This is a genomic window from Arthrobacter sp. TJ-263 (genome assembly GCF_058269155.1).
Window position 1 is genome coordinate 1,353,446 of sequence record NZ_JBZCNE010000001.1, and the last position, 17,859, is coordinate 1,371,304.

The window sequence follows — 17,859 nt, forward strand, 5'->3', positions numbered from 1 at the left end:
TACCGGTGGCCGTGTTTGTTAATGCGCAGGCCACCGGGCAGAATCGTCGGGTGAATGACAGAGGCACGGGGACGCAGCAGGCCATCAATGCCGAATCCTTCACCCCCTTCGTCGAACTCGACCGCCAGATGTGGTCCCGCCTGTCCCACGAGATCAGGAGCCCCCTGAACGTCGAGGACGTCCAGCGCCTGCGCGGCCTGGGTGACGCCCTGAACCTCGACGAGGTGCGCGAGGTCTACCTCCCCCTCTCCCGCCTGCTGAACCTCTACACGGCGGCGGCCGGCCAGCTCCACGCGGCCACCAACACGTTCCTCGGCGAGCGCACCACGCGCACGCCCTTCGTGATCGGCGTCGCCGGGTCCGTGGCGGTGGGCAAGTCGACGACGGCGAGGGTGCTCCGCGAGCTCCTGCGGCGCTGGCCGGACACCCCCGACGTCGCCCTGATCACCACGGACGGCTTCCTGTACCCGAACGCGGAACTGGAGCGTCGGGGCCTCATGCAGCGCAAGGGCTTCCCGGAGTCCTACGACCGTCGGCGGCTCCTGCGCTTCGTCAGCGAGGTCAAGAGCGGTGCCGCCGAGGTCCGCGCCCCCTCGTACTCGCATCTGACCTACGACATCGTGCCGGGCCGCGAGGTGGTGGTCCGCCGGCCGGACGTCCTCATCGTCGAGGGCCTCAACGTCCTGGCCCCGGCGCGTCCGCGGCCGGACGGCATCACGGGACTCGCGCTGAGCGACTTCTTCGACTTCTCCATCTACGTCGACGCGAAGACCGCCCACATCAAGGAGTGGTACGTCCACCGCTTCCAGTCGCTGCGCTCCAGTGCGTTCGCCAAGCCCGAGTCCTACTTCCACCGGTACGCCGACCTCAGCGACGAGGAAGCCCGCCGGACGGCGACCAGCATCTGGGAGCGCATCAACGAGCCCAATCTCGTGGCGAACGTCCTGCCCACGCGCGGGCGGGCGCAGCTGGTGCTCACCAAGGACGCCGACCACTCGGTGCGCCGCATGCTCCTCCGGAAGACCTGACCGTGCGCGTCCTGCCGTCGGTCGCGTTCGTCGTCCTCGCAGTGACGCTCTCGGCGTGTTCCGGGCCGGATCCTGCCCCCGCTACGCCTTCCGGCACCGCGTCGGGTACCACGGCTGCGGGGAGCACCGCTCCCCCGGCGTCGGACCCGGCCGGGACCACCCGGACGACGACGGACCTGCCGGCCCCGCCCCAGCGTGAACCCCGTCCCGCCGGGAGCGGTCCGGCGGCGGCACCCCCTCCGGCGTCGTCGGCACCCCCTGCCCCCGCCGCGAGCGAGCACACCGACCCCGCGGCCATCGACGTCGTCGTCAACAAGCGCAGGCCCCTGACCCCGCTGGACTACGCGCCCGCCGACCTGCGCCGGCCCGACGTCGCCACGCCCACCGGGTTCGACCTCCTGCGCCCCGATGCCGCCGAGGCCGTGGAGGAGATGTTCGCGGCGGCCGCGGCGGACGGCCTGGGCCTGGCCATGGTCAGCGGGTACCGCTCCTTCGCGGACCAGGAATCGACCTACGCGTACTGGGTTGGCCAGTACGGTGGTCCGGCGGGTGCGGACACCGTGTCGGCCCGCCCCGGCTACTCGGAGCACCAGACGGGCCTCGCCTTCGACCTCGCCCAGGCCGACGGCGCCTGCACCCTGGTGCGCTGCTTCCGGGACACGCCCGCCGGGCAGTGGGCGGCGGCCAACGCGGCCGACTTCGGGTTCATCCTCCGCTACCCGCTCGGGTTCCACGAGATCACCGGCTTCTCGGCGGAATCCTGGCACTTCCGGTACGTGGGCCGGGACGTCTCCCTGGCCATGGAGGCGGCCGGGACGCAGACCCTGGAGGAGCACTTCGGCCTGCCCGCGGCGCCCTCGTACTGAGCGCGGCGCGTCCGCTCACCGGCCGTCCGGGCGGCCGACCGGCAGGGACACGCCGGTCTCCCCGGCCAGTGCCTCGAGCAGGCGGTCCTGGAACGCGATGTCCCGCACGGCGTCGTGGGGCTGCCGCCGCCGGCGGTGGAACCAGTACCCGCCGGTGATGAGTGCCTCGGGATCCTCTCCCGTGGCGAGCCACACCTGGGTCCGGTGGCCGAGGTCGAGATCATCGGGTGCATCGGGCCCGCCCATCCTCGTGGGGACCCATCCCGGATCCACCGCGTTGCTCAGGACGTCCGGACGCAGACGTGCCAGCGCGGCGGAGAAGGCGGTGAGGAAGAGCTTGCTGTCCCCGTAGTGGCCGGGCGTACGGCCCCGCTAGTCGACGCCGTCGAGGGACGGGCGCCCGCTGTAGTGCGACCCGCTGCTGAGGTACACGTGGCGCCGCGGACCCTCGAGCAGTGCGGTCAGGAGGTACGGGGCGATCACGTTGACGGGCATGACGGCGGTGCCGCTCCAGACTCCCGCGTTGTGGATGACGGCGTCGGGGGTCCCGCCCGCGTTCAGCTCGGTGGCGATCCGCAGGACCGCCTGCCGGTCCTCGAGATCCCCCACCACGAGCCCCGCTCCCTGAGCGGTGAGGGGCGCGAGAGCGCCGGCACGGCTCCCGGTGCGGGCGTGCACGACGACGTCGTGACCCTCCTGCAGGAGGGCCTCCGCCGCTGCCAGCCCGAGGCCGTCCGTGGATCCGGTGACCAGCACCCTCATGATCGTCCCCCTTCGCGGGATCGGGTGTCCGCTGCGCAGCGTGCACCCAGGACCTCACCGTACCGATCCGGCGCGGATAGGTGAACGTCACGGAGCGTTTACGCAGCACGCAGGGGACGGAAACGCGCGCTCACTAGCGTCGGGGGGAAGCAGCCACACCAGCCCCTGGAGGACGTCCGTGAGCATCGACGAAGCAGCATCTCCCGCACGTGCGACGGCGGCTCCCGCGCCTGTCGCGAGCGCACCCCCGCTGGTCCACCGCCCCGGCCGGTGGATCGACAACTGGGACGCCGAGGACACCACCCAGTGGAACAGCGGCGGCAGGTCCATCGCACGGCGCAACCTGCAGTGGTCGATCGCCTGCGAGTTCCTCGGGTTCGTGGTCTGGCAGCTGTGGTCGATCGTCGTCGTGTACCTGCCGGCGGCGGGCTTCACCTTCTCCACCTCGCAGATCTTCTGGCTGATCTCCATGCCGTCCCTCGTCGGGGCGACGCTGCGCATCCCCTACACCTTCATGGTGCCGAGGCTGGGTGGCAGGAACTGGACCATCATCTCCGCGCTGCTCCTGCTGATCCCGACCATCGGACTCGGACTGTGCGTCTCGAACCCCGAGACCCCGTTCGGGGTGATGCTCGCCGTGGCGGCGCTGGCCGGCTTCGGCGGCGGCAACTTCGCGAGCTCGATGGCGAACATCACGTTCTTCTACCCCGCCCGGGAGAAGGGGTGGGCGCTCGGCCTGAACGCGGCGGGCGGCAACCTCGGCGCCGCCGTCGCCCAGCTGGTGGTGCCCATCGTCGTCGCCCTCGGCGCCGCCGCGACCCTGGACCTGCCCCTCGCCGGCTGGATCTGGGTGCCCCTGATCCTCGCCGCCGCCTTCGGTGCCTGGAAGTTCATGGACAACCTCTCCAGTGCCCGGAGTGATCTCGCCGGGTCCCTGGCGGCCGTCCGTGAGCCGCACCTGTGGATCATGGCGCTGCTCTACATCGGGACGTTCGGCTCGTTCATCGGATTCGCCGGAGTCTTCCCGAAGCTGATCGTCGATTCCTTCCCCGCCTTCTCCACGATCGCCATGGGACCGGCGACGCTGTCCCTCGCGTTCCTCGGTCCCCTGGTGGGGTCCCTCGCCCGGCCCTTCGGCGGCCGGCTGGCCGACCGGTTCGGCGGAGCAGTGATCACCGTGTGCGCCTTCGCGGTCATGGCCGCGATCGCCCTGGCCGTCGTCTGGACGCTCCCCCTGGCCGACTTCTGGCTCTTCCTCGGCCTCTTCCTCGTCCTCTTCGCCGCAGCCGGTGCCGGCAATGGGGCGACCTACCGCATGATCCCCGTCATCTTCGCCCGGCGCGGCGCCGCAGCAGGGTCCGAACTCCGGGAATCGGTGAGCACCGCCCGCAAGTCCGCCGCCGCCCTCGGGCTGATCTCGGCGGTCGGCGCCTACGGCGGCTTCCTCATCCCGCAGGTGCTCAATGCCTCGAAGGGCGCCTCGGGCAGCTACGACGGCGCGTTCTACGGCTTCGTCGGAGGGTACGTCCTCATGCTCGCCGTCACCTGGTTCTTCTACCTCCGCCGGTCCTCGACCCTCGGCAAGGTCTGACCGATGCAGCAGGCAGCGACCGGACAGCACACACACTGCCCCTACTGCGCCCTCCAGTGCGCCATGACGGTCACCGCGTCCGGTACGCACGACGGCGGTGCCCGCGTCGACGGCCGCGACTTCCCCACCAACCGGGGCGGGCTGTGCCGCAAGGGCTGGTCCGCCGCGGAGCTGCTCCGGCATCCCGACCGCCTCACCGCGCCGCTGCTCCGCGACGCCGACGGCGTCCTCCGGGAAGCCGCGTGGGACACCGTCCTGGACCTCATCAGCGACCGCGTCCTGAGTATCCAGGCCGGGCACGGCCGGGACGCCGTCGCGGTGTTCGGTGGCGGCGGGCTCACCAACGAGAAGGCCTACACGCTCGGCAAGTTCGCCCGCCTCGCGCTGCGCACGTCCCGCATCGACTACAACGGCCGGTTCTGCATGTCCTCGGCGGCCGCCGCGGGCAACCGGGCCTTCGGCCTCGACCGCGGCCTCCCCTTCCCCCTCGAGGACCTCGGTGGAGCGTCCGTGGTCCTGCTCCTCGGCTCGAACGCCGCCGACACCATGCCGCCCTTCGTCCAGCATCTGGGAGGAGCCCAGGCCGCGGGCGGCCTGGTCGTCGTCGACCCCCGGCGGTCGGCGACCGCCCGGCTGACCGACCAGGGCAAGGGGATCCACCTGCAGCCCACCCCCGGCACGGACCTCGTCCTGCTCCTGGGCCTGGCCCACGTCGTGGTGGCGGAGGGCCTGACGGACAACCGCTTCCTGGAGGCGCGGACCAGCGGGTACGACGGCGTCGCCCGTGGCCTCGCGCAGTGGTGGCCGGAACGCGTACAGGGCATCACGGGTGTCCCTGCGGCGTCCCTGCGCGCCGTGGCGCGGCTCCTCGCCGCGGGGGCCCAGCGCGGCTCGGACGGCAGCCAGGGCGCCTACATCCTGACCGGCCGGGGCATCGAGCAGCACGCCGACGGCACCGACACGACGACGGCCGCGATCAACCTCGCGCTGCTCCTCGGACTCCCGGGCACGGCCCACAGCGGGTACGGGACGCTCACGGGCCAGGGCAACGGGCAGGGCGGTCGGGAGCACGGGCAGAAGGCCGACCAGCTCCCGGGCTACCGGAAGATCACGGACCCGGTGGCGCGGGCCCACGTCGCCGCCGTCTGGGGCGTTCCGGAGGAGCTGATCCCCGGGCCGGGCCTGCCCGCCGTCGAGCTCCTCGCCTCGCTCGGGAGGCCGGGCGGCACGCGCTGCCTCTTCGTGCACGGCGCGAACGTCGCCGTCTCCGCGCCCGACGCCGCCACGGTCATCGAGGGCCTGCGCTCCCTCGACCTCCTCGTGGTGTTCGACTTCTTCCTGTCGGAGACCGCGGCGCTCGCGGACGTCGTCCTGCCGGTCCTGCAGTGGGCCGAGGAGGACGGCACGGTGACGAACCTGGAGGGCAGGATCCTGCGGCGGCGCCGGGCCGTCGAACCGCCCCCCGGTGCCCGGAGCGAGCTGTGGGTCATGCAGGAGCTCGCGCGTCGACTGGACGCGCCCTCCCGGTTCAGCGAGGACCCGTCCACCATGTTCGACGAGCTCGCCCGCGCCAGCGCCGGCGGCATCGCGGACTACTCGGGACTCGACTACGGCGTGCTCGACAGCGGCGCCCCCGCGTACTGGCCGTACCCGGCGGGCAGCACCGGGACACCGCGGCTGTTCGTCGACGCCTTCGCGCATGCCGACGGCCGTGCCGTGCTGGTCCCCGTCGTCCCGCGGACCGCTGCGGCGGCGGCGCGCCGGCCGGGCCCCCTGCTCCTGGCCACGGGCCGGCTCCTCGAGCACTACCAGTCCGGCACCCAGACCCGGCGCGTCCCGGTGCTGCTCGCGGCACAACCGGTCCCACGGTTGCAGCTCCACCCCTCCACCGCGCAGGACCTCGGCATCGCGCAGGGCGAGCGCGTGGTCGTGACCAGCCCCCACGGCGAGGCCCGGGCGCTGGCGGATCTCACCCCCGACATCCGGCAGGACACGGTCTTCCTGGCCTTCCACTTCGCGGACGCCGGGTCCGCCAACCTCCTGACGGGCGGCAGCACCGACCCGGTGTCGGGCATGCCGGAGTTCAAGACGACGCCCGTCCGCGTGGCACGTCTGGTCCCGCTGGACGACGGCGTCCGCACGGACGGACTGGAGGTCGTCGCGTGAGACCGCCGGAATCCTCCGTCCCGTGCCGCGTCGTCGTCGTCGGTTTCGGACCCGTCGCGGCGCGGCTCGTCGAACACCTCGAACCCCTCGTCGCCGCGGGGCTGGTCTCCCTGACCGTGATCGGGCAGGAGGCCGACGCCGCCTACAACCGCGTGCTCGTCGCCGATGTCGCCGTCGGCCGTACCCCTGAAGCCGCCATCCGGCTCGCCGACGCCGACACGCTCCGGTCCTCGGGCATCGACGTGCGCCTCGGCGCCTGCGTGGCGCGCATCGACCGGCCGTTCCGTCGCGTGCTGCTGACCGGTGGCGAGGCCGTCGACTACGACCGGCTGGTCCTCGCGACCGGTTCCCGCCCCGTCCGCCCGCGGCTGACGGGGCTGGAGGGGCCCGAGACCTCGCCGCTCCCACCGGGGGTCAGCTTCCTCCGCGACCTCCGCGACGCCCGGGCGGTGGCCGCCGCGCTCGCCGCGCAGCAGCGGATCGTCGTACTGGGCGGCGGCATCCTCGGGATCGAGGCCGCCCTCGCCGCGGCCGAGGAGGGTGGGCGCATCACCCTCCTCCACCACGGCCGCTCCCCCATGGAACGGCTCCTCGGGGACGGCGCGCGGGTGCTGGCGACCGCGCTGCGGCACGCCGGCATCAACGTGGTGGCCGGGACGTCCACGGGGATCGAGCTGGAGGACGGGCGATTCGCGGGCGTCGGTCTGGAGGGCGGGACCCGCATCGACGGCGGCGCGCTCGTGCTCGCATGCGGCGTGCGTCCGCGCACGGAGCTCGCCGAGGGCAGCGACCTGGCGGTCGCGGACGGCATCCTCGTGGACCATTCGCTGCGAGCGGTCGGCACGGAGGACATCTGGGCCATCGGCGACTGCGCGGAGGTGTGCTGCCTCCGCCTCTCCTGCGAGGCGTGCGCGGGCGTCACCGCCCCCCAGGGCCTCATTGGGCCGGGCTGGCAGCAGGCGGACGACCTCGGGGAAGCCTTCGCCGCGGAGTTGTCCGGGGACGCCCGCGGGCCGAGCGACGGATCTGGTGGAGGGCCCGACGCCGGGGCTGCCGGACGCCGTGACGCCGTCGTCGTGCTGAAGGCCCGCGGCGTCGACGCCGTGGTCGCGGGTGAGACGGACGCGGATCCGTGGACGGTGGAGCCGGGCCTCGCGGTGGCGGAGTGGGCGGACCCGGGGCACGGACGCTACGCGAGGATGGTCACGCGCGACGGCGTCCTCACCGGCCTCGTGTGCGTGGGGATGCCGCGCACGGGCGCCGAACTGGTCCTGCTGTTCGAGCGCGGCAGCGAACTCCCGGCGGATCGCTCCAGCCTGCTGCGGCTCGACAGCGCGGAGGGACTGCTGGCCGCCTCACCTCCCGGCCCGGCCGCCACGCTGTGCCGGTGCGCGGGGGTCACCCGCGGTTCGGTGCAGGAGTCCGTGGCCGCCGGCTGCGCCTCCGTGCAGGACGTCTCGACCGTCACACGGGCCGGGACGGGGTGCGGCGGATGCCACGACGACATCCGGACCGTCATCGAGCGGCACTTCGCCGCAGCGGTCGCGTCGTGACGGTCGCCTCGTGACGCGGCGCCGGTCCGGGTCGGAGGTGGGTCCGGTCAGAGGTGCAGCCGGTACCCGCGCTTGACGACCGTCTCGATCAGGGTGGGGTCCGGCAGGGACTTCCGCAGGCGGTTGACGCTCATGTCGAGCGCGTGCGCCGCACCGGCGGGGGTGAGGAGGTTGGTCAGGGCCTCCCGGCTGAGGACCGCGCCGCGAGCCGACAGCAGGGCCTTGAAGAGCGCCAGCTGGGCGGGGGCGAGATCCACCTCGACGCCGTCCACCCGCACGGCCCGGCCGCGCACCTCGACGTGGCCGGAGCGCGTGGAGAGCTGCTCCACGTGGTGCTCGGCCAGCTGGTCGCAGACCAGTCGGATCAACGCACCCATGCGGAACCGCTCGGGGACGATGGGCGTGATCCCGGCGTCGAGCAGGGGCTGCGCCGTCACCGGCCCGACGGCGGCCGCGAGGACGCCGTGCCGGAACCGGTGCACGAGGTCCTCCTGCAGGCCCTGCTCGGCCGCGGTGCTGAACAGGGCGTCGACCGCCGGTGCGCTCGTGAACGTGACGCAGTCGAGCTGCCCGGCGCACACGGCCTCGATGAGCCGCGGCAGGCGTTCGGAGCCCTCCGGCTTGATCCACCGGTAGGGCGTGACGGTGAGCAGCGTGGCGCCCGCGGCCCGGAGCCGTTCGAGCTGGTGCTCGTCGGCGTAGGCGTGCAGCTGGACGCCGATGGTGAGGCCCGCGAGGTCCTCCTGGAGCAGCTGGTCCACGAGGGTCGCCGTCGTCTCGTCGGAGCTGATGCCGACGTCGTCCAGCCCGGCCGCGCGCACCGCTCCCCTGGCCTTCGGGCCCCGGACGTGGATCCGGCCGTTCCCGAGCACGTCGAGCAGGTCGTCGCCCAGCCCCGCGGCATCGGCGGCTTCGAACCAGCGGCGCATCCCGTACGCGGTCGTGATGACGAAGAGGTCCGGGCGGGCGGACACCACCGCGGCGGTGTCCGCGAGGAGCGCCACATCCTCCGCGATCGGTGCGATCTTCAGTGCGGGTGCGTGGAACACCGAGGCGCCCCGCCGCTCGAGGGCGTCGATCAGATCACTGGACCGGCGGTCCGAGGTCACACCGATGCGGAATCCGGCCAGCTGGCCGCCGGAGCCTGTGGAACGGATGGCTTCGGTCATCACGCCAGCGACTCCGTCAGGCGCGCGAGGTGCGCGGCGCTGCCCTGCAGCTGGAGCCCCACCCGCACCACCTCGCCGATGACCAGGACCGCGGGCGACTGGCAACGTGCGGCACCCGCGGCGGTGACGATCGTCGACAGCGTCCCCGACGTCGTCCGCTGTGATGCGCTGTACCCGCGCTCGACGACGGCGACCGGCATGTCGGGGCGCATCCCCGCCCTGCCGAGACCCGCGACCAGCTGGGGCAGCGTCGAGACGCCCATGAGGACCACGATGGTCCCGCCGAGGCCGGCGAGGTGGAGGTGTTCGTCGTCGGTCAGCGGTGCGTGCCCGGAGACCACGGTGAAGAGGTGGCTGACGCCGCGGTGCGTGACGGGGATGCCCGCGGCCGCCGGGACGGCGATCGACGAGCTGATGCCCGGCAGCACGGTGCAGGGCACCCGCGCCTCGAGGCACGCGGCGAGCTCCTCGCTCCCGCGTCCGAACACGAAGGGGTCGCCGCCCTTCAGCCGCACCGCGTGCCGTCCGGCGAGGGCGTGCTGCACCAGGAGGGCGTTGATGCCGGCCTGCGGTACGCGGTGGTGGCCGGGCAGCTTCCCGACGTCGACGAGCTCCGCCGAGGGCGCCAGCTCGGCCAGGGACTCCGTGGGCCCCAGCCGGTCGTAGAGGACGACGTCGGCGTCCCGGAGCGCGGCGGCCGCGTCGAGGGTCAGGAGTCCCCGGGCGCCGGGTCCGCCGCCGACCAGGCTCACGTGCCCGGTGTCCGAGGCGGCCGGTTCCCGGGTCAGGAGCACGCCGGCGTCCCTGCACCGCTGCCGCAGGACGCCGTCCTGCGCGGACGCCTGCGGTAGTGCCGCGGCAGCGCCGTCCACCCGCACCACCAGGGTGGCGCCGTCGAGCTCATCGACGGCGGACGCGGCCGTGTCGAACCGATCGACGTCGGCTCCGGCGGCGCGGTACCGGGTGACGATCCGCCGCGCCTCCCGCGCGTGTCCGACCACCACCACGCGGCGTCCGGTCAGGTCGATATCCAGGTGCACGGCTCAGCCCTCCAGGTTCTCTGCTGCGGCCGGTCCCGTCGGGACGCGGACGGGGATCACTGCGCCCAGACCCACCCGGGCGGCTCCGGCGTCGATCTCCGCCTGCGTGGCGGGGCGGCGCTGGCCGCGCTCCTCGACGAGGACGATCGACTGGTCGGCGGCGTCGGGTGCGTTGACGAAGGACCTGAAGCGGCGGAGCCTGTCCGGGTCCTTGAGGGTGGCGGCCCATTCGTCCTCGTAGTGCTCGACGTGCCGGGCCATCGCGGCCTCGAGGTCCGCGGCGATGCCGAGGGAGTCCCCGATGACGACGTCGCGCACGTGGTCGAGGCCCCCGTCGAGCTCGTCCATCCACCGCGCGGTGCGCTGCATGCGGTCGGCGGTGCGGATGTAGTACATGAGGTAGCGGTCGATGTACCGGATGAGGGTCTCGCCGTCGAGGTCCTGGGCGAGGAGCTGCGCATGCGCGGGCTGGAAGCCGCCGTTCCCCCCGACGTAGAGGTTCCAGCCCTGGTCGGTGGCGATCACGCCGACGTCCTTGCCCCGGGCCTCCGCGCACTCGCGGGCGCACCCCGACACGCCCATCTTGAACTTGTGCGGGGCCCGCAGCCCGCGGTACCGCAGCTCCAGCTCGATGGCCATCGCCACGGAGTCCTGCACGCCGAACCGGCACCAGGTGGACCCCACACAGGACTTCACGTTCCGCAGCGCCTTGCCGTAGGCCTGCCCGGATTCGAACCCGGCCTCGACGAGGATCTTCCAGATCTCCGGCAGCTGCTCCAGCCTGGCCCCGAAGAGGTCGATCCGCAGCGCGCCGGTGAGCTTCACGTACAGGCCGAACTGCTCGGCGACCTGCGCGATGACCGCGAGCTTCTGCGGCGTGATCTCCCCGCCGGGGATGCGGGGCACCACGGAGTAGGTGCCGTTGCGCTGCATGTTCGCGAGTGCGCGGTCGTTGGTGTCCTGCAGGGTCCCGCGTCCGCCGTCGAGCACGTATTCCCCGCGCTGCGTGGCGAGGATGGAGCCGATGGCCGGCTTGCAGATGTCGCAGCCGTGGCCGGTCCTCGCCTCCTCGGAGGCGCCGAACCGCCGGATGATCTCCTGGAAGGACGCGAGATCGAGGGCCTGGATGGCTTCGAAGAGTTCGGGCCGGGACATCGCGAAGTGCTCGCAGGTGCCCTTCGTGACGGCCCGGCCCGCCTTCGTGAGTTCGGTGTCGAGCAGCTTCTTCAGCATGGGGACGCAGGAGCCGCACTGGGTGCCGGCGCGCGAGCACGCCTTGAGGGCCGGGAGGTCGAGCGCGGGCTCCGCGGCGGACCCGTCAGGGCCGAGTCCGTGGACCGCGGACCGGCAGGCCCCGGCCGTCACGTTGTTGCAGGAGCAGAGGATGACGTCGTCGGGCAGGTCCGACGGCGGGGCGTCGCCTCCCCCGGCCGAGGAGAGGTAGGCGCCGGGCTCGGCGGGCAGCTCGCGTCCCAGCAGCGGTCGCAGCGCGGAGTAGGGTGCGGTGTCGCCCACGAAGATCCCGCCGAGGAGCGTCCTGGCGTCGTCGGTGACCACGAGCTTCTGGTAGAGCCCCCGGGCGGGGTCGGCGTAGACGATCTCGAGGCTGCCGTCCGTCTCGGCGAGCGCGTCGCCGAAGCTCGCGACCTCGACGCCCGAGAGCTTGAGCTTGGTGGCGGTGTCGAAGCCGGGGAAGCTGGAGTGGCCTCCGAGGATGCCGTCGGCACAGACCTCCGCCATCGCGTTCGCGGGAGCCACCAGCCCCATGCTGACGCCCTCGTAGTTCGCCACCTCCCCGATCGCCCAGACGCCGGGCCTCCCGGTCCCGCAGGCCGCGCTGATCACCACGCCGCCGCGGGGTGCCACGTCGAGTCCCGCGTCACGGGCGAGCTCGTCGCGCGGCCGGATGCCGACGGCGAACACCACGAGGTCGGCCGGGAGGACGGCGCCGTCGCTCAGGGTCACGCCCGTGACGCTGCCGCCGTCGTCCGTCCCGATGGCGACGGGCGCCCCTCCGCAGTGGATACCCAGCCCCTTCGCGCTGATGAGCCGGCCGAGCGCCTGGCCGCCGCCCTGGTCGAGCTGCGCGTTCATCAGCCAGCCGGCGCGGTTGACCACCGTGGACGAGGCACCGAGCTGCTGGAGTCCGCCGGCTGCTTCGAGGCCGAGCAGCCCACCCCCGATGACGACGGCGCGGGGAGCCCGGCCGAGGGCGGCCGCCAGCCGAGCCGTCTCGGTGCGCAGCCACTGCACGTCGTCGAGGGTGCGGTAGACCGCGGCGTGCTCCGACCCCGGCAGGGGCAGGCGCACGGCATCCGAGCCGGTGGCCAGCACGACGTCGTCGTACGCGTATCTCTCGCCGGAGGCGCCCTCGACGCACCGCGCCGCGAGGTCCAGGCGGACCGCCCGCTCCCCCGTCACGAGCCGGATCGCGGGCTCCCGCCACATGAGCGGCTCCCCGAGTCCGAGGTCCACGTCGCCGGTCAGCGCGCTGCTCAGGGCCACGCGGTCGTACGGTGCATGGGCCTCCTCGGTCAGGACCGTGATGTGCAGCCCGTCCATGCCGCGCCGCCACAGTGCCTCGACCAGCCGGTGGGCGGCGGGCCCACCGCCGACGACGACGACGCGCCGCTCCCGCGGCACGGCGGCCGCCTCGGCGGGCCGGAATGATCGGGTCTCGCTCATGTGGTGCCTTCCGTCCGGACCGGGGCGCTCCCGCTGCTCCCTCCACGGTACGAACAGGCAATTTCCCGGATGTGTCGCCGATGTGTCGCCACGTTAACTTCGGGCTCACCGGCGGGACTCCGCGCCGTGAGGCGCACGTTACCGCGGCGCAACAGCGCCGGGACCTCGATGACACGTCCGCCGCCTAGCGTTGCAGGAACGCATCCCGTCACCGAGGAGAACGCCATGACCGAGCTCATCCTGCAGCGTCCTGCCCCCTCGAGTACCACCTGGGTCGCCGTCTGCCGCATCGACGACCTCGAGGAGTGCTGGGGTGAGGCGGCGCTGGTGGGCCGGGAGCAGATCGCCCTGTTCCGCCTGCCCGGCAACCGGGTGCACGCCGTCGGCAACATCGATCCGCGGACCCGGGCCGCTGTCATGGCACGGGGGATCATCGGATCACGGGGAGCGGCGCCCACGATCGCCTCGCCCCTCCACAAGGAGGTCTACGACCTGGCGAGCGGGGCCTGCCTGTCCGGCGGCGAGGGGCTCCAGGCCTACCCGGTGCGGTGCAGGGACGGCATCGTCGAGGTCCACGTTGCAGCCTGAGGCGTGGGCGGTGCTTCAATGGCAGCCATGACCGCGAATCCCGTGCCGGCGCACCCGCCCGTCCTCATCGCCTGCTCCCATGGCACCGACAACGCGCAGGGCCGGCGTGCGATCGATGCCGTGCGTGCGGGGATCACGGCGCTCCGCCCGGAGGTGGAGGTCCGCGAGGCGTACGTCGATGTGCAGGAGCCGGACCTCGTGGACGTGGTGGCGTCCCTTCCGGCCGGCCGGCCGGCTGTCATCGTGCCGCTGCTGCTCTCCGTCGGCTACCACGTCAAGGTGGACATCGCCCGGGCGGCGGCGGGCCGGCCCGGAACGGTGTCGGCTCTCCCGCTGGGCCCGGATCCGCGGCTGGCCCGGGTGCTGCAGCAGCGGCTCACCGAGGCCGGGGTGGACGACGCCGACGCCGTGGTGCTGGCCGCCGCGGGATCCTCCGACGCCTGTGCCGCGGAGGACGTCGCCGAGGTGCGGGCCGTCCTCGCCGAGCTCAGGACGGGCCGGGTGGGGGCGGGCTTCGGATCGAAGGCCGTCCCGTCCGTCCCCGACGCCGTCGCGGCCCTGCGAACGGGGTCGGGCCGGCGGGTCGCGGTGGCGTCCTACCTGCTGGCCCCAGGCTACTTCCACGACCAGTTGGCGACGGCCGGCGCCGATGTCGTGAGTGCACCCCTGCTCCCGAGTCCGCTGATCGCGGAGATCGCCCTGTCGCGGTACGACGACGCCGTCGAGCGCCTGCTCGTGGGGGTGCCGCACGGCTCCTCCAGCGGCGCTGCCGGCTGCGACCGGCCGTGCCGGGCGCAGGTGTCCTCGTGTGTCCGGAGCGGTGCTGCCCGCGTGGACTGACGGCGCCTGTCGGGGCACGGCCCTGCCGCCGTGGAGGCCTCGCTCGAATCAGGGGCGCCGCCCGCACCCTCGCCCACGGCCGCGGGGAGGATGACAATGGAGCGCATGGGACATCCTGCCGCTGACGGCAACCCGGTGCTGCTGCAGTACCCGCTGCAGGGCAGGTTCCGCGCACGCAACAGCCCTGCGCGTCGCGTCCCCAGTCACGGCACCCACCTCATGGGCACCACCTATGCCATCGACCTCGTCCCCGTGGATGCCGGCGGCCGTCCGGCGCCCAGGACCTGGCGGAGCCTCGTCGCCGCCGAGTCACCGGAGGACTTCATCGGGTTCGGTGCACCGGTGCTCGCACCCGCTGGCGGCGTCGTCGTCATCGCCCACGACGGCGAGGAGGACCACGCGGCGCGACGGTCGCAGCTGGCGCTGTTGCCCTACGCGGCCGGGCAGACACAGCGCCTCCGGCGTGGGGCGGGCGCCATCGCCGGCAACCACGTGGTCATCGCCATGGATCCGGATGGGCCCTTCGTGCTGGTCGCCCACCTGCGCAGGTCCTCGCTCCGCGTCGACGTGGGGACCCGCGTGAGCGCCGGTCAGCCGATCGGCGAGTGCGGGAACTCGGGGAACAGTACGCAGCCCCATGTGCACGTCCAGGTCACGGACAGCACGGCATGGCCGAGCGCCCGGGGGCTGCCGATCGCCTTCCGGACCCCCTCGGGTGTCGAGCTTCCGGCCGAATCGCAGCTCGTCGTCGTGCCGAGGACGGGACGCGCTGCTGCCGAGTAGTGCGTACCGGCGGGCGGAGGCGCCGGGTCAGGCGACCGTCTCGAGGGACAGACGCTCCTGCACCGTCGTGGCCAGGCTGTCGGCGATGCGCTGGGCGGTCACGAGGTCGGCTGCCTCGACCATGACGCGCACCACCGGCTCCGTACCCGAGGGGCGCAGCAGCACGCGTCCGGTCTCGCCGAGGATCGCCTCGGCCTCGCGGACGGCGTCCTGCACGCCCTCGTCCGAGTTCGCGGCGCTGCGGTCCACTCCCCTGACGTTGATGAGCACCTGGGGAAGTTTCGTCATGACGGCGGCGAGCTCCTTGAGGCTCTTGCCGGTCCCTGCCATGCGTGAGGCCAGCTGCAGCCCGGTCAGGACGCCGTCGCCCGTGGTGGCGTACTCAGCGAAGATGACATGGCCGGACTGCTCGCCGCCGAGGCTGTAGCCGCCGTCGCGCATCCCCTCGAGGACGTAGCGGTCCCCCACTCCGGTCTCCATGATGGTGACGCCCGCTTCGCGCAGCGCGATCTTCAGTCCCAGGTTGCTCATCACGGTCGCCACGAGGGTGTTGTCCTTGAGCTTCCCGGCGTCCTTCATCGCCAGCGCCATCACGGCCATGATCTGGTCGCCGTCCACGATCGTCCCCTCGTGGTCCACGGCGAGGCACCGGTCGGCGTCGCCGTCGTGCGCGATGCCGAGGTCGGCGCCGTGCTCGAGGACGGCGGACTGCAGCTTCTCGAGGTGCGTCGAGCCGTAGCCGTCGTTGATGTTCACGCCGTCGGGATCCGCGCCGATGACGATGATGTCCGCGCCGGCGTCCCGGAAGACCTCGGGCGAACAGCCGCTCGCCGCGCCGTGGGCGCAGTCGATGACCACCTTCAGTCCCTCGAGGCGGTGCGGGAGGGTCTTGAGGAGGTGGACCACGTAGCGGTCCTCGGCGTCGGCGAAGCGCTGGATGCGTCCTACTTCGCCCGCCACGGGGCGCAGCCTCGGCCGCGCCATCTCGTCCTCGATGGCATCCTCGAGCGCGTCGCTGAGCTTGTTGCCGCCGCGGGCGAGGAACTTGATGCCGTTGTCCGGGGCGGGATTGTGGGACGCGGAGATCATGACGCCGAAGTCGGCACCGAGATCGGCCACGAGGAACGCTGCCGCCGGAGTCGGCAGGACGCCGGCGTCGTAGACGTCGACACCGGAGCTGGCGAGCCCGGCCTCGACGGCGGCCGCGATGAACTCACCGCTGATGCGGGGATCACGGGCGATGACCGCGGTGGGGCGGCGGCCGTCCGAGGCGTTGTGGCCGAGGACGACGGCGGCCGCCTGGGCCAGCTGGAGGGACAACTCAGCCGTGATCAGGCCGTTGGCCAGGCCGCGGACGCCGTCGGTTCCGAATAACTTGCTCATCGTGATCATCCTAAGTGCAGAGATTGGAACCGCTAAGGCGGGTCCTCAACAGGTTAAAGCACGATGCCCGCCCGGGAGGCCCGGACGGGCATCTGCGCGTGTCCTGGAAGGATCAGCGCTTGGAGTACTGAGGCGCCTTGCGTGCCTTCTTGAGACCGGCCTTCTTGCGCTCGATGACGCGGGCGTCACGAGTCAGGAAGCCTGCCTTCTTGAGGGCGGGGCGGTTGTTCTCGCGGTCGATCTCGTTCAGCGTGCGCGCGACTCCGAGGCGGAGTGCACCGGCCTGGCCGGAGGGTCCGCCGCCGTGGATGCGGGCGATGACGTCGTAGGCGCCGTCGAGCTCGAGGAGCTTGAAGGGGTCATTGACTTCCTGCTGGTGCAGCTTGTTCGGGAAGTAGTCGGCGAGCTCGCGCCCGTTGACGATCCACTTGCCGGTGCCGGGGACGAGGCGCACGCGGGCGACGGCTTCCTTGCGGCGTCCGACGGCTCCGCCGCCGACGGTCAGCGCGGGACGCTCCTTGACGGCGGTCTCGCCGCCTTCGGTGGACTCTGAGGTGTAGCTCGTGAGCTCCTCAGTGGGTTCGTTCAGCTCTTCAGTGTTCTCAGCCACGGTTCTCCTTGAAGTGATTTTTTAGTACTGGTGGCCAGGACTACTGGGCGACCTGAGTGATTTCGTATGTCTTGGGCTGCTGCGCGGCGTGGGGGTGCTCGGCGCCGCGGTAAACCTTCAGCTTGCCGATCTGCTGTGCAGCCAGCGAGTTCTTGGGGAGCATGCCACGAACGGCCTTCTCGACTGCGCGCTCAGGGTTCTTGTCCAGGAGTTCCACGTAGGTGGTGGACTTCAGGCCGCCCGGGTAACCGGAGTGGCGGTAGGCGCGCTTCTGCTCGAGCTTGGAGCCGGTGAGGGCTACCTTTTCAGCGTTGATGATGATGACGAAATCGCCCATGTCCATGTGGGGAGCGAAGGTCGGCTTGTGCTTTCCGCGGAGCAGGATTGCGGTCTGGCTGGCAAGACGGCCGAGGACGACGTCGGTTGCATCGATTACGTGCCACTGGCGGTTGATGTCGCCTGGCTTCGGGGTGTACGTACGCACGGTTATGGCCTTCGTTTCTATTTCGGTGTCGCCCGTGGCCACGGAGAACGTCCGTACCCGCGGGCTCAGCTTATTCATGCGTTACCGGAACTTCAGGTGAGGGCTGAAATACGACCAGTCATCCCGTGAATCTCGGCTCCGCCCCCGGGCCAGGTGGTTCTGCAACTGAACCGCTCCGAAGGGCGCAGACGTATCGAGAAGGGACACGCACAACGACTCCCAAGGATAGCCTGCCGTACTGGGGCGGGTCAAAAGGGGCCGGCGGCGGCGTTGGCGGAGGCGCGAAGCAGCGCGAACGCAGGTTCTGCGCA

General features: G+C 72.3%; 16 protein-coding genes. 8 read left to right on the top strand and 8 right to left on the bottom strand.

Annotated elements, in window-relative coordinates:
• The first annotated feature begins 50 nt into the window (after positions 1–50).
• Both coaA and AC4D2F_RS06370 read left to right on the top strand, forming a co-directional pair.
• Positions 51–1,028 carry a type I pantothenate kinase gene (coaA, locus tag AC4D2F_RS06365; RefSeq protein ID WP_258069766.1) on the top strand — a complete coding sequence of 326 codons (978 nt, stop codon included), beginning with the start codon at positions 51–53 and terminating at the stop codon, positions 1,026–1,028.
• A 2-nt stretch (positions 1,029–1,030) separates the two neighbouring features.
• Positions 1,031–1,894, top strand: coding sequence for a M15 family metallopeptidase (locus AC4D2F_RS06370; protein WP_490909897.1), 864 nt, complete (start codon positions 1,031–1,033; stop codon positions 1,892–1,894).
• A 15-nt stretch (positions 1,895–1,909) separates the two neighbouring features.
• On the opposite strand, the gene AC4D2F_RS06375 is transcribed toward AC4D2F_RS06370, so the two are convergent.
• Both AC4D2F_RS06375 and AC4D2F_RS06380 read right to left on the bottom strand, forming a co-directional pair.
• Positions 1,910–2,140 carry a hypothetical protein gene (locus AC4D2F_RS06375; RefSeq protein WP_490909898.1) on the bottom strand — a complete coding sequence of 77 codons (231 nt, stop codon included), beginning with the start codon at positions 2,138–2,140 and terminating at the stop codon, positions 1,910–1,912.
• Between the two features lie 126 nt (positions 2,141–2,266).
• Positions 2,267–2,656, bottom strand: a complete 390-nt coding sequence (locus tag AC4D2F_RS06380; RefSeq protein ID WP_490909899.1) for an SDR family NAD(P)-dependent oxidoreductase — start codon at positions 2,654–2,656, stop codon at positions 2,267–2,269.
• A gap of 178 nt (positions 2,657–2,834) precedes the next feature.
• On the opposite strand from AC4D2F_RS06380, the gene AC4D2F_RS06385 reads away from it, so the two are divergent.
• The 3 genes from AC4D2F_RS06385 to AC4D2F_RS06395 are packed head-to-tail and all read left to right on the top strand — an operon-like array spanning position 2,835 to position 7,966.
• Entirely contained in the window at positions 2,835–4,247 is a 1,413-nt protein-coding gene (locus tag AC4D2F_RS06385) for an MFS transporter (RefSeq protein ID WP_490909900.1), read from the top strand.
• Between the two features lie 3 nt (positions 4,248–4,250).
• Positions 4,251–6,413 carry a molybdopterin oxidoreductase family protein gene (locus AC4D2F_RS06390; protein WP_490909901.1) on the top strand — a complete coding sequence of 721 codons (2,163 nt, stop codon included), beginning with the start codon at positions 4,251–4,253 and terminating at the stop codon, positions 6,411–6,413.
• Positions 6,410–7,966, top strand: coding sequence for an FAD-dependent oxidoreductase (locus tag AC4D2F_RS06395; protein ID WP_490909902.1), 1,557 nt, complete (start codon positions 6,410–6,412; stop codon positions 7,964–7,966). Before AC4D2F_RS06390 ends, AC4D2F_RS06395 begins: the two co-directional genes overlap by 4 nt.
• 47 nt (positions 7,967–8,013) lie before the next feature.
• On the opposite strand, the gene AC4D2F_RS06400 is transcribed toward AC4D2F_RS06395, so the two are convergent.
• The 3 genes from AC4D2F_RS06400 to nirB are packed head-to-tail and all read right to left on the bottom strand — an operon-like array spanning position 8,014 to position 12,860.
• Positions 8,014–9,135 (bottom strand): uroporphyrinogen-III synthase, encoded by a 1,122-nt coding sequence (locus AC4D2F_RS06400; protein WP_490909903.1) that lies wholly within the window; start codon positions 9,133–9,135, stop codon positions 8,014–8,016.
• Entirely contained in the window at positions 9,135–10,175 is a 1,041-nt protein-coding gene (cobA, locus tag AC4D2F_RS06405; RefSeq protein ID WP_490909904.1) for a uroporphyrinogen-III C-methyltransferase, read from the bottom strand. Before cobA ends, AC4D2F_RS06400 begins: the two co-directional genes overlap by 1 nt.
• A gap of 3 nt (positions 10,176–10,178) precedes the next feature.
• Positions 10,179–12,860 carry a nitrite reductase large subunit NirB gene (gene nirB, locus AC4D2F_RS06410; RefSeq protein ID WP_490909905.1) on the bottom strand — a complete coding sequence of 894 codons (2,682 nt, stop codon included), beginning with the start codon at positions 12,858–12,860 and terminating at the stop codon, positions 10,179–10,181.
• A gap of 225 nt (positions 12,861–13,085) precedes the next feature.
• Between nirB and nirD the strand changes: the two genes are divergently transcribed.
• The 3 genes from nirD to AC4D2F_RS06425 all read left to right on the top strand — a co-directional run bounded on the left by nirD (position 13,086) and on the right by AC4D2F_RS06425 (position 15,071).
• Positions 13,086–13,448: a nitrite reductase small subunit NirD gene (gene nirD / locus AC4D2F_RS06415; protein WP_104166324.1), complete on the top strand. Its 363-nt coding sequence runs from the start codon at positions 13,086–13,088 to the stop codon at positions 13,446–13,448.
• 18 nt (positions 13,449–13,466) lie between these two features.
• Positions 13,467–14,288: a sirohydrochlorin chelatase gene (locus AC4D2F_RS06420; RefSeq protein ID WP_490909906.1), complete on the top strand. Its 822-nt coding sequence runs from the start codon at positions 13,467–13,469 to the stop codon at positions 14,286–14,288.
• A 105-nt stretch (positions 14,289–14,393) separates the two neighbouring features.
• The gene (locus AC4D2F_RS06425; protein ID WP_490909907.1) at positions 14,394–15,071 is read left to right on the top strand and encodes a M23 family metallopeptidase; all 678 of its coding nucleotides are present in this window, start codon (positions 14,394–14,396) and stop codon (positions 15,069–15,071) included.
• A 27-nt stretch (positions 15,072–15,098) separates the two neighbouring features.
• Here AC4D2F_RS06425 and glmM read toward each other — a convergent pair whose 3' ends face one another.
• The 3 genes from glmM to rplM form a co-directional block, all read right to left on the bottom strand.
• Positions 15,099–16,454, bottom strand: coding sequence for a phosphoglucosamine mutase (gene glmM, locus AC4D2F_RS06430; protein WP_490909908.1), 1,356 nt, complete (start codon positions 16,452–16,454; stop codon positions 15,099–15,101).
• Positions 16,455–16,566: 112 nt separating this feature from the next.
• A complete protein-coding gene (rpsI, locus tag AC4D2F_RS06435; RefSeq protein WP_043440692.1) occupies positions 16,567–17,064 on the bottom strand; it encodes a 30S ribosomal protein S9 in 498 nt (165 codons plus the stop codon).
• A gap of 40 nt (positions 17,065–17,104) precedes the next feature.
• Positions 17,105–17,548 carry a 50S ribosomal protein L13 gene (gene rplM / locus AC4D2F_RS06440; protein WP_490910529.1) on the bottom strand — a complete coding sequence of 148 codons (444 nt, stop codon included), beginning with the start codon at positions 17,546–17,548 and terminating at the stop codon, positions 17,105–17,107.
• Positions 17,549–17,859: the final 311 nt, after the last annotated feature.